We start from the raw sequence: 12559 nt of genomic DNA, 5'->3' as shown, positions 1-12559 counted from the left end.
TGTTAAGTGCTTTAAGTTAATATAAAAAGTGAGTTGCTTAATTACTCTTCTTCTTTTCGTATGACAAGCAGCTTATCAACTCGTCCGCGGTCCATATCTACTACTTCAAACAACAGATTTTTATAAGCGAAGGTATCTCCCGCCTTCGGAATACGTCCTATGAGGAACATTGCCAGTCCGCCTAAAGTGGTGAAGTCTTCCGAGTCTATATCGTCATAAGAGAGGATACCCATCTCTTCCATAAAATCACCTATATTCATCGAGGCTTCTACCAGCATAGAACCATCCTGTCTCCGCACAATCTCTTCTTCTTCCGTATCATCTTCTTCAAGAATGTCTCCAAAGATACTCTCGGTGAGGTCATGCAGGGTTATGATACCCTCTGTGCTGCCATACTCGTTAACAACAACTGCGAACTTGTTTTTGTTCTTCTTGAATAGCTCTAAAACTTTTTTAGCATACAAACTTTCGGGGATGAACAACGCCGGGCGGGCTATTTTACACAAGTCGAACTCCTGATGATTTCCTATCATCAGTATGATGTCTTTTACCGAAACAACGCCTATAATGTCATCCTTATTTTCGTTCACCAGCAGATATTTGCTGAAATGCTCATTGTCAATAATGCGCAATACTTCTTCTTTTGTTTCATTGGCAGACAAGACAACAATGTCACGGCGATGTGTCATTAGTTCATTGGCCCGTTTATCCGAGAAGCGGAACACATCTTTCAACATTTCTGTTTCATCTTTATCAATCACACCCTGTTCGGAGCTTTGGTGAAGAATCATTTTAAGCTCTTCTTGTGTCATCATGCGTTCTTCGCTTTTCAGTCCGATGAGCTTGTTGAGAAGGCGGGTTGAAATACTCAGCAACCATACAAAAGGGTAAGAGATTTTGGTGAGTAAAATCATGATGGGGCTTAACATCGTTGCATATCGTTCCGGATTACTCAGAGCGATAGATTTGGGTACCAGCTCACCGACAATCAATGAAAGATAAGTGATGACGGCTACAGTAGTAATCATTGCCAGGTTTTTAGCATAAAGTTCTGCTCCCGGAATCATAGCGAAGAGTGGCGCTACGTCATCGGCGATAGCTACACCACCGAAGGCACCGGATACAATACCGATTAATGTAATACCGATCTGAATAGTAGAAAGAAACTTTTCGGGTTCTTCCAATTGTTTCAAAACTCCGCGTGCAGATTTGTTCCCTTTTCCGGCAAGAGTTTCGAGACGTGCTTTACTTGAAGATACTAAGGCGATTTCGTACATGGCGAAGACGCCATTTAAGAGAAGTAAAAGAATAATAATTATAAATTCCATATAATATATGAATGATTTCTGTTCCGAAAATTACAAGAATCTATTGAATTAGTTTAGATATGGAATGTATATTAATGAATATTTAACTTTTACGGAGGGATTCGTCTAATTAAACAAAAAGAGTAGTCTCTACGACTACTCTTTTTAAGTAGTATTTCAAATTTAGTTCATACTATGACAGCGTTTTATTGAAACGCAAATGATCGCAAATTTTCGCAGATTAAATGGCTGCGCTATACTTGAGCGATGATATTCTTTGCGTGAATCTGCGATAATCTGCGTTTCAATAATAATATCATATAATTTAGAACGATTACTTACTTTTATTTCTTTGTATATTCATCAGCTTTAGCCTTCATACGTGCCACTCGTTTCTCTGTTTCGGGATGTGAAGAGAATAACTGGCGGAATTTAGAAGACTTAGGTGCATCTTCCGAAAGTTTGAGTAACTTACTCAAAGCATTGTACATGGCATACGGATCAATGTTATTTTTGATACAGAATTCAAAGCCATAATCATCAGCCTCATTTTCTTGTTTTTGTGAGAATTGTGCTCCTGCCAATGATTCGGCAAGTGCACCCAAATCAGAATCTGTCATTTTGGCTACCGTTTCACTGGCGGCACCCGCAGCATTCTTAGCTGCCGAACGTAAATAGGCGCTTTTCATAGCATCTTTAGAGTCGGTGTGGATGACGTGCCCTATTTCATGGCCAATTACAGACATTACCTCATCGTCTGTCATCAGGTCCATCAATCCGGCACAGATACGTACACTACCGTCACCACAGGCAAATGCATTTACATCTATTACTTCATAAACACCGAAGTTTACTTTCAGTCCGTCTACCTCTTTTATATTGCCTACCAGTTTTTCCAGTCTTTTGCCATATTCACTATCCGGTGCAGTCAACGGATTGTGGGTATCCATCCATTGCATATATTCCTTGCTCATAGCAGCTACGTCGGCATCCGACAGGGTGATGGCTTTTGCAGCATCGGTTCCGGCCTGTATAACTTTGCCTACATTGATCTTCTTTCCTCCGATCTTGAACTGAGCCGAAGCATTAAAACTTACTCCACAGATCAGTACAGCCATTAATACAAATCTCTTTTTCATATAATTTTCTGGTTTTTAATTAATAATATAGTTGATTTTCGTGTTAATATTCAAATGTAATGCCAAGTGTAGGCATCAGTGTACCGCTTTTTTGTTCGATATATTTCATTTTGTAACGTTGTTCGGGTATGGGTGCTGACGGGTTTTCAATGACTCCGGTACTCATATATATATCCGGTTGTTTGAAAGTACTCTTTGTCACATTTTGCAAATCGATGTAGAATCCCAACATACAGCGTTTAAGGTAGAATGTTTTATCTACCCGTACATCTATCTGTCCGAAAGCCGGTAAACGTCCCGTATTATATTTACTGTAATCATAGTAGGGTCTGCCTTGTGCATTCCATGCAGTGACTAAAGAAGATTTATCCGTATCATAAGGTGTATAAGGGGCACCTCCAATACAGCTTACTTTCATTCCGAAGCTCCAATGGTGTGGGAAGTTGTATGTTCCGCTCAGATTGAAGATGTAACGGTTGTCCCATGCTGAGGCGATGTATTCGTTTTCTTTATTGTTTCGGTATTCGCTCTTGAAGAGTGTGAAAGAGGAGGCTAAATTTAACTTTTTGGCAATGAGCCATCTCAATAATACTTCTACACCATATGAGCGACCCTGTGCGGTTGAAGCCAGTTCTTCGTTGCCTATCACTCCATAATCATTGCCTTTACAAGCAAGTGGGATACCGTCTGATACGGAGTAGGGGATACGGTCATATTCTTTATAGAATCCTTCGGCGGATAGTTCAAAATTACTACTTGTTTGCCAGCTTAGCCCTAAGCTACCCTGGCTGACGCTCATATAGCGAAGCCGTTTATTTATCAATTCTCCGCTGTTACCTTTGAAGCCAAGGCCGGTGTAAGGAGGCAACTGGTAGTATAATCCGGCACTACCACTGGCATATAACCCGTCTATAAGACGGTAGGAGAGAGACAAGCGGGGAGAAAGCTGCTCCGAAAGTTTGTTCATTCGTGACGAATAATTGTTGGCATCCGTACGTACGCCTAACGATGCGGTAAATCGTTCATCGGGTGATGCATAACTCATTGTTCCGAATATTCCCCAACGTACAAGCCCCAGTGCCGTATGATAGTCGAATGTTTCTCCTTTCTGAATATAGACACGCTGAAAACTGGTATTAGTATACTGGCTGTAGTCCAGATTCAGGCCCAAATTCACTTTCCATGCTCCAAAAGCAGAGCTATTCTCTAATCTTAATTTTGTCTCCTGCTCTACAGAACGGAGCCGGAGGGTAAGATTCTCTTCAGTGGATTCGTCATTGTGTAGATATTTGGTATTACGGTTGTTCAAATAGCTGTGACTGATAACCACTGACTGTACGTGTGCTCCTGCATAGTGGCGATAGACGGCTCCTAACGTGAATGTTTCCTGTTGTATTTTGGGGAGATAGCTTAATATGTATTCTGCTTTCTCGCCTTCCAGACTGGTGTTGAGTTTCATGTTATCAATACCGGCAAGCCCCAGCACTGTCAACTCATTGCGTTCATCAAAGCGGGTTTTCAGTTTAAATTGTGCATCCGTAAAAGTTGGGAGGAGAGGCAATCCCAGCATATCGAATAAGAATTGCAGATAGGACTGACGGACGGAAACCAGGTAAGAAGTCTTATTGCCCAGATGTCCGTTGGAGGCAAGCGATACTTCTGAAGCACCGAGGGTAGCTTTCAGAGAGTTCCGTTCCATATCTCCGTCGCGGAGTTTGAAATCGAGTACCGAACTGAGTGAATTACCCCGGTCGGCAGGAAAAGCCCCCGTATAGAAATTTACTTCCCTGATAAAATCGGCATTGATAATGCCTACAGGACCACCCGAGGCACCTTGTGTACTGAAATGATTGATGTTTGGTATTTCAACTCCATCCAGATAGAAACGGTTTTCGGAGGGCGAACCACCCCGTACGATGAGATCGTTACGGTATCCGGCAGGTGAAAAGGCTACACCGGGATACGACTGCACTACACGCGAGATGTCACGATTGGCTCCCGGACTTTTCTCTATCTCCTGCAATCCGATAATACGTAGTCCTACCGGACTTTCCAGGTCGCGCCGGAAGGGAGAGGCGGTAATAGTGACGCCCTCCAGCTCGGTCGGGTTTTCTTCTATCTCTATATCAATGTTGAGGTTTCTTGTAGAAAGGATATATTCGGAAGTTAGTGTGGTCTTATATCCTACGGCAGATGCTTGCAAACGATAGATACCGGGAGGGACCTCTTCGATGATGAAATGCCCGATGGAATCTGTAACGCTTCCCATACCTGTTCCTGTAATTAATACATTGATAAATTCCAACGGTTTACGACTGGTTTTATCAATGACCGTTCCCTTAATTTGGTGAACTGGTTGTGCTGTTATTGTAGCAAGAAGGCAGAAACAGAACAAGATAAATAGGAATCGTTTTTTCATTAGCTCGGGTTTGTTTTTTCTGATTGAAATGCAAAATTATATAAAAAATAGTTTGCTTCTTGTTTTTATCTGGTATTTTTGTTTCCTCTTAACTATTAAAGTCGGGTATAATTATGAAGACAGTCCGGTTAATTACATGCAATGATGCCATGCAAGCACATATCTTGCAGGGAGCTTTAGAGAACGAAGGAATAGATTCGTTGTTGCATAATGAGAACTTTTCGTCGTTGTTGAAGAGCTATGTAAGCAACATCTCCGGTGTTGATATATTTGTCAATGAAGAAGATTATGATCATGCTCTTCAGGTATTGCGTGACAATCAGAGTCTTCCAGAAGAATTGAAATATTGCCCGTTTTGCGGTTCGGCGGATATTGCATTTAAGTTACGAAAGGATGGATATGTGAAAGCGGCTTGTGCCGTTGTTTTCTCTTTGCTGGCCGCCACTCCTCCCGGAGATAATCATTGGACGTATGAATGCAGGCAGTGTAAAGCCTTTTTTGAGAGACCTGTTTCGGCTGCGTATAAACAAGATGAGGAATCATAACTTCAATTTAAATACAGAAATTTTAATACGATGAAAAGAAAAAGTTTATGGTTTGCCTGTTTGCTGTTACTGGCACTTCCGTTTTATGCAGCTCAGGTAGACACGGTGATGGTGCAAAGTCCTTCTATGAATAAGGGGGTACAGGTAGTGGTAGTTACTCCCGATGTTGCTTTGGGGAAGAAAGCTGTAGCGTGTCCGGTGGTTTATCTGCTTCATGGTTTTGGTGGCAATGCCAAGACATGGATTAATACGAAACCGGAGCTTCCGCAGATTGCCGATGAAAAAGGGATCATTTTCGTTTGCCCAGATGGTAAGAACAGTTGGTATTGGGACAGTCCGAAGAATAAAGATGTCCGTTATGAAACATTTATCTCCTCAGAGCTGGTCAGGTACATAGACGGGCATTACAAGACAGTAGCCGCACCTCGTGGACGGGCCATTACCGGACTTAGTATGGGTGGACATGGTGCGCTTTGGAATGCAATCCGCCATACCGATGTATTTGGTGCTGCCGGAAGTACCAGTGGTGGGGTAGACATCCGTCCCTTTCCGAAGAATTGGATGATGCCCGAACAATTGGGCGAAATGGAAACGAATAAAGAGGTGTGGGATCAACATACGGTTATTAATCAGGTTGATAAACTACAGAAGGATGATTTGGCAATGATAATAGATTGTGGAGAAGCCGATTTCTTTTTAGATGTGAATAAGAATTTGCACAAGCGTCTGTTGGAGTTGAAGATTGATCATGACTTTATCACTCGTCCGGGAGGACACAACGGGCAATACTGGAATAATTCTATTGATTATCAGATTCTCTTCTTTAGTAAATTCTTTAAGAAACAACTGCCGGCAGGGAAGAAATAATCACTGAAAAGCTTGACTTTTACATTTTAAAGCAGTATCTTTATAGATGTAATCATAAAGTAGATTCAGATAAACTGGATGTAAAGGAGGAAGCGAAGGCTTTCTCCTTTCTTTTTTATATACGCCTCTCAAACGGTGTGAGTAGGCTGTTGACAAGATTTTCCCCGATATTTATGTAATTTTTCCGGTATGTTACGGTTCATGACATACTATGTTATGATGCATATCATAGTATGTTGCGATGCATTTCATATTATGTTGTGACGTAACAGGTATTTTGTTGAGAAATAGCTACTTTTTAGTTAAGAATCAATAAATCTGCTCTTGACAAGAATTCTAATAAGACGTATATGCGTATTGAACGTAGCGGCTCCAACTACGACCGGATGATACGCTTGTTCTTCCTGTACAGTCAATAATGTATCCATTCTTATCTGCACTATAGCTGTACGTTGTGATTTCGTCACTACCCTCTATGTCTAAACGTCCCGGAAGTATAGGAAGAGGTGCTCCGAGAATATTGGCATATAAAGCTTCTGGGTGAAGAGATAGCGGATAACGTTCTGCTAAAAACAACCAGGGAAGCCGGCTCATCGTATTGGAGATACCGGGATAAGCACTATTAGTACTGGCGATAAATGTATTCTGATAATTGTTGGTACTTTCTGAGATGCTGATTGTTCCCTCCTGTAGAAATGTAATTGTGATCTCAGAATATGGTTTTCCATTAATATTTTCTTTAATTCCGGTGAGAACACCGTTTTCCGAGGTAGAATAACTAAATGTATAGGTACGGATATTTCCCCCGGGTTCGTTGCGGGTACAGCTCGTAGCGCGTCCTTCATCATCCATAATGTAAGTTGATTCGTTTCCTACTTCATCTGTAATGATTACTTTTCCTGCTTCATAACTAAGTTGTGTAGCTACAGTGTGTGTGTATTTTGCTTCCAACCACAAGTCTGTATAGGTTTGTGTGGTAGTGTGTTTCTGCAAGAGTTCGTTGCTAAAGGCAAATTCTTGTTTCGTGGTTACTTTTTCTGAACCACTGCCAGTGGTTTCCATTACAGTGAGAAGTTTTGTTCTGTTTTCAGTCTCTTCTTCGTCTTTATTGCAGGCAGCTACTAAAGATAGGAGAAACAATATAGACAAGTAGAGTCGTGTTTGTTTCATGGATTATTGGGTTCTGATTTTATTTTAGTTTTATTCCTCCTTTTACCCTGTAGCCTTGTGAGTGATATACATGTTTAAGCGTACGGGTTTCGGGCTTTTCTTCCGTTGTTCCTTCGTCCGGTTTTGGTTTCTCTTCTTCTTTGGGTGGATATGTGCCGTCAATAATGCCAAGGGCCATACTGAATAATGTCTCTTCTTTATCTCCTAAAGGCAAAAAAGTGACCAGATTCGTTAGGGAAGTTTCATCCACAGTATACTTAGCAGGGAAACTAACTCCACCATGCGATTTTCCGGCAATATTATAAACATCACATACTACCGGATTCAATGACCAACCATGCTTCGGATTAATAAAACTTTCTGTTGCTACTCCCGTGGAAGGTAAGGCTGCACCGAGGATCTCCCAATTGGCAACCGGATACAAACAGTCGTAGAATGTTCCTGCAACTCCGGTAGTAGTGCTACTGGTCAGTATATATCCTCCTTCAATGTTCATATTTACGCCACTACCTATTAAGTCCGGGTCGAAAAGCAGGCTAAAGTCTTTGTAGGACTGTTTGTTGTTATGCTTTAGTTCGGCAAAAATATGACCTACCGCCTCCTTTGGGGCCAGTAAAGAAGCTAATAACTGGGCACATTCCAATGAGCCTCCGGTATTATAACGCAGGTCGAGCACTACTTGGGTTACCCCTGCACTGGCAAATACGTGAGATATCTCACGAAGTTTATTATTGTATTTATCTTTCTCAGTAGCAGTACCTGCTGTGAAGTGGTTGTAGACTATATAGCCTACTGTTACCCCTGTGGCACTGGTTATTATTCTGTAGACAGGAATCGGGTCGTCTTCTACCATTCGTTCGGCTCCCATGTTTATGGTTCTGGTTTCTACCACTATTCCTTTATCCTTTTTAGTTTCGCTGTCTTTTTGTAATTCATACTTGCCCAAAGTGAGTTTCAAAGCATTACCCGATTGCAGGAGCAAGGTTTCATTCTTTTTGGTGATGTGTTTATCGTTTACTTTTATAATCCATTCACCACGTTGCAGTTTGGCATCTGCAGCTGGAGAACCGGGCAAAACATTTGTAACTAATGCATTGTAGAGTGTGTCTACATTTGAATTCTTTATTAGTGTATAGTCAAATCCATAATTGGGTAACTCCACTTTGTTCAATGTATCTATGTAGGAATAATTCTTATCGAGAGTGGTATAAATTAATTCCTTTAAGAATTGCGCGGGGGCAAGGAAGTATTTGTTGGGAGTCACTGTTGGTATTTCTTCGTACCAAAGATACTCTTGGCGCATCACGCTGTCTATCCAGGTATCCAGTTCTGTTTCGGCTGCATATTCCGGCCAGCGGTCTACTCCGCATGAAAACAGGGCAGAAGTCATCACGATGAACAGGGTAGGGGTGAACAGTATGTTTCTTATCTTCATATCTTTATCATCTTTAGAAGCTGCAAATGTAGGAAATACTTCGCTTATCTACCACATTTGTGGTATAAAAATGCCTTTAATGTGTGATAGCCTGTAAATGTTTTCGTCCCTATCTTTGCACGTATGAAGAATATAGCAGCTTTATTATCCGGTGGTGTAGACAGTTCGGTGGTTGTACACCTTCTTTGTGAGCAGGGTTACAAGCCGACTCTTTTTTATATAAAGATAGGTATGGACGGGGCAGAATATATGGATTGTTCTGCCGAGGAGGATATTGAACTTGCCACTGTCACTGCCCGTAAGTATGGTTTGCCTTTGGTTATAGTCGACCTGCATCGAGAGTATTGGGATAATGTGGCAGCCTATGCCATTGATAAAATAAAGAAAGGACAGACCCCCAATCCGGATGTGATGTGTAATAAACTGATTAAGTTTGGTTGCTTTGAGCAGCGCGTAGGCAAAGATTTTGATTTTACCGCTACCGGGCATTACGCTACAACCTTGCAAAGGGATGGTAAAACCTGGCTGGGTACAGCCAAAGATCCGGTAAAAGACCAGACCGATTTTCTTGCACAAATAGATTACCTGCAAGTGTCTAAGTTGATGTTTCCCATTGGGCATCTGATGAAAAATGAAGTTCGGGAGATAGCTCTGAAAGCCGGGCTTCCCAGTGCCCGTCGGAAAGATAGCCAGGGTATTTGCTTTTTGGGAAAGATAAATTACAATGATTTTGTGCGTCGCTTTCTCGGAGAGAAGGAGGGAGCTGTTATAGAATTGGAAACAGGTAAAAAGATTGGTACTCACCGAGGGTATTGGTTTCATACCATTGGGCAACGCAAGGGACTGGGCTTGAGTGGAGGTCCCTGGTTTGTGATAAAGAAAGATATACAGGATAACATTGTTTATGTGTCTCATGGCTATGGAGTGGAGACACAATTTGGTAATGAGTTTTCTTTAGGTGATTTTCATTATATAACCGATAATCCATGGCGGGAGAGTAAAGCCGAAGGAGTGGATATTACTTTCAAAATACGCCATACTCCGGAGTTTATTAAAGGAAAGCTTTTCAGGGAAGAGGGGCGTTATCGTATCCTTTCTTCCGAAAAGCTGCAAGGCATTGCTCCCGGACAATTTGGGGTGGTGTATGATGATGTGGCTGAGGTGTGTATCGGGAGCGGTGAAATTATTTAATTAATGGAAAATTGAAAGTTAGCTGCGCCACTATCACGCTGCATAGTAACTTTCAATTTTCAACTTTCAATTTTCCATTAATTAAATATAGTATTCTGCCAAATCCACAATTCCCGCCCGCATTGCATATTTGGTTGCTTCATGTACATTGTTTACGCCAAGTTTCCGGAATATATTCTTACGGTGACTATTGATGGTATGAAAACTCAGGTTCTTTTCGGTTGCAATCTCTTTGGTCGTTTTACCTGACGCTATTTCTTTAAGGATGTTTTTTTCTGTAATTGTCAGCAGATGATCTTCCTGCGTGTGAGTACCGGAAGAGGTCTGCTGGCTATTACCCGAAAGTAACAGATTGCTGACATGATTGCAGATGAAACGTTCTTTGCGCGAAGCACATTGCAGGGCAGTGAGTATTTCTTCTTTAGAATTATCCTTCATCACGACACCGAATGCCATGCTGCTAAACAGTATCTGACGAAGGAAACCGATACTTAATTCATCAGAGAACAATAACCAATCTACCTCTTTGAAACGTTCGCGGAGTACAATCAATTCATCTGCCCCGGCAAAATCAAATAAGGTATAATCTAAAATTACTACGGCCTGTGGATGCAGACGTAATTCTCTGATTAATTCTGCTTTATTATCTGCTGTCAGTAGCAGAGATACATCTTTCTGCTTGCTGAGCAGAAACATCATTCCTGCTTTGGTAATGTCTTGATTATCTGCAATGATATACTCTCTCATACTTCATTCCTTTTTATAAAGGTAACCATCGGCTGATATTTCTTTCGGTAGCACTAAACTCTACACCTATTTTTATCAGTTCACGTCCGTCTGCCTGGTATGGAATCAGATATCCTTTATCATCTATTTGCTGTAAGGCTTCTTCGGCTGTGCCATTGAGCTTGAATTCAAAAACATAGATGAATTTGGGAGTTTTTACTACAGCGTCTGCCCGTCCGCGTGCACTGCGTATTTCAACGTCAGTAAACTGGCCCATTAGTTTAAAGACAAGGTAGAACACTACTTGGTAATGACGCTCGGTTTTATCGTTCAATTCATAAGGGAAATCGGCAAAGAAGGCTTGCAGGCGGGTGAGGAAGGAGTTATAATTACCTGCACGTAACTCCTGGATAAATTTTCCGATGTAGAAACTTTGGTCATTGTTTGCCATAGAGGTGTAGAAGGGTACTAAAAAATTGATGAAGCCATATCGTACCTCATCATTCGGAAACTCCAACAGGTAGTTCCCAAATTCTTTATCATAGTCTTTTATCGTCAGATAGCCGCTCTGGTAAATCAATGGAATCGGGTTATTAGCATCTACTCTGTATTCTGTAAATGAAGAGGCAGAGGCTTCTACTCCGTCAATCAATGTACGCAGATCGTACTCACTTCTTTGCAACAGTTCCACAAGGAAAGTAGGAGTACCTGTCTGAAACCAGTAATTACTGAATTTATATCCGTCAAAAACGTTGAGAACGCTAAATGGATTGAATACTCCTTCTGTAAACTCGCAGAAATGATAGCCGTCATACAAAGCTTTCATCTTATGAAGTGTCTCTTCTGGAGTCAACTGATTCGTTTCTGCCAGTTTCTGTAGTTCCGGAGTAAAAGTATCGATTAGTTCTTGCTTAGTAATACCACATACTGTAGCATACTGAGGCTTCATGCTAATATCATTTAGTTGGTTCAGGTCACTGAATACACTTACTTGTGCAAACTTTGTCACTCCGGTGAGGAAAACAAAACGCAAATAGCGGTCGTAACTTTTTAGTACACCATAAAAGGCTTTTAGCGTCTGGCGATAATTATCCAGCAAAGACATATTGTCCAATGCTTGTAGCAAAGGCTTGTCATATTCGTCTACGAGTACCACTACGCTACATCCCGTTTGCTCACTGGCACGACTAATGACATAACCAAATCGTTCTTCGGGGCTACGATCTTTTTTCTCATTACCATACAGGCATTCCCATTTCTCCAAATGTTGGTTGAGTATAGCAATTAAATCGTCGGGTGTTTCATATTTCTTGGCATTTAAGTCCAGATGAAGTACCGGGTATTGTTTCCATTCTGTCTCTATTTGTTCAATAGCAAGCCCTTCAAACAATTCCTTTTTCCCTTTGAAGTAAGACTCAAAGGTAGAAAGCAACAAGCTTTTACCAAAGCGGCGGGGGCGGCTCAGAAAATAGGGCTTTCCTGTATTCGCTATTCTCCACACAAAAGCAGTCTTATCTACATATAGGTAATCATCTCTACGAATATCTTCAAAAGTCTGTATCCCGATAGGGAGTTTACGCAATACACTGTTCATGGTTATTTTTTTATTTATTGACCATTCAAAGATACTCATTATTTCCATAAACCATTTCCTGCTTGGGCTAAATTTAAAATACAATAGTAAGCATACAAAATTGGTTTATTGATAATCTGTGTTTGTAAATAGTGAGTGGGTTAAGGTAACGTGTTGATAATCAGTG

Annotated in this window: 10 protein-coding genes; 3 read left to right on the top strand and 7 right to left on the bottom strand. The window is 41.2% G+C overall.

The window, feature by feature from the left end:
* Positions 1 to 41: 41 nt before the first annotated feature.
* From HCG69_RS03655 to HCG69_RS03645, 3 genes are all read right to left on the bottom strand, one after another.
* On the bottom strand, positions 42 to 1328 hold the full coding sequence (locus HCG69_RS03655; RefSeq protein WP_221648893.1) for a hemolysin family protein: 1287 nt from the start codon (positions 1326 to 1328) through the stop codon (positions 42 to 44).
* Between the two features lie 323 nt (positions 1329 to 1651).
* Positions 1652 to 2446 (bottom strand): M48 family metallopeptidase, encoded by a 795-nt coding sequence (locus HCG69_RS03650; protein WP_221648892.1) that lies wholly within the window; start codon positions 2444 to 2446, stop codon positions 1652 to 1654.
* 43 nt (positions 2447 to 2489) lie between these two features.
* A complete protein-coding gene (locus HCG69_RS03645) occupies positions 2490 to 4865 on the bottom strand; it encodes a TonB-dependent receptor (RefSeq protein WP_221648891.1) in 2376 nt (791 codons plus the stop codon).
* 113 nt (positions 4866 to 4978) lie between these two features.
* On the opposite strand from HCG69_RS03645, the gene HCG69_RS03640 reads away from it, so the two are divergent.
* Together HCG69_RS03640 and HCG69_RS03635 are read left to right on the top strand one after the other, a co-directional pair.
* Positions 4979 to 5410 carry a DUF2007 domain-containing protein gene (locus HCG69_RS03640; RefSeq protein WP_221648890.1) on the top strand — a complete coding sequence of 144 codons (432 nt, stop codon included), beginning with the start codon at positions 4979 to 4981 and terminating at the stop codon, positions 5408 to 5410.
* A 30-nt stretch (positions 5411 to 5440) separates the two neighbouring features.
* Positions 5441 to 6277 (top strand): alpha/beta hydrolase family protein, encoded by an 837-nt coding sequence (locus HCG69_RS03635; protein ID WP_221648889.1) that lies wholly within the window; start codon positions 5441 to 5443, stop codon positions 6275 to 6277.
* A gap of 336 nt (positions 6278 to 6613) precedes the next feature.
* Here HCG69_RS03635 and HCG69_RS03630 read toward each other — a convergent pair whose 3' ends face one another.
* A complete protein-coding gene (locus HCG69_RS03630; protein WP_221648888.1) occupies positions 6614 to 7447 on the bottom strand; it encodes a DUF4595 domain-containing protein in 834 nt (277 codons plus the stop codon).
* 19 nt (positions 7448 to 7466) lie between these two features.
* Positions 7467 to 8882, bottom strand: coding sequence for a S41 family peptidase (locus tag HCG69_RS03625; protein ID WP_221648887.1), 1416 nt, complete (start codon positions 8880 to 8882; stop codon positions 7467 to 7469).
* Between the two features lie 123 nt (positions 8883 to 9005).
* On the opposite strand from HCG69_RS03625, the gene mnmA reads away from it, so the two are divergent.
* Positions 9006 to 10073, top strand: coding sequence for a tRNA 2-thiouridine(34) synthase MnmA (mnmA, locus tag HCG69_RS03620; RefSeq protein WP_221648886.1), 1068 nt, complete (start codon positions 9006 to 9008; stop codon positions 10071 to 10073).
* A gap of 81 nt (positions 10074 to 10154) precedes the next feature.
* Here the strand turns inward: mnmA and HCG69_RS03615 are convergent, their stop codons facing one another.
* Both HCG69_RS03615 and HCG69_RS03610 read right to left on the bottom strand, forming a co-directional pair.
* Complete coding sequence (locus HCG69_RS03615) at positions 10155 to 10820, bottom strand: response regulator transcription factor (protein WP_221648885.1); 666 nt, start codon at positions 10818 to 10820, stop codon at positions 10155 to 10157.
* Between the two features lie 13 nt (positions 10821 to 10833).
* A complete protein-coding gene (locus HCG69_RS03610; protein ID WP_221648884.1) occupies positions 10834 to 12393 on the bottom strand; it encodes an ATP-binding protein in 1560 nt (519 codons plus the stop codon).
* Positions 12394 to 12559 lie beyond the last annotated feature (166 nt).

This window comes from Bacteroides sp. K03 (genome assembly GCF_019734355.1).
In the GTDB taxonomy this organism is placed as follows: domain Bacteria; phylum Bacteroidota; class Bacteroidia; order Bacteroidales; family Bacteroidaceae; genus Bacteroides; species Bacteroides nordii.
The sequence above is the reverse complement of the archived record's forward strand: the minus strand, read 5'-3'. Positions and strand labels throughout refer to the sequence as shown.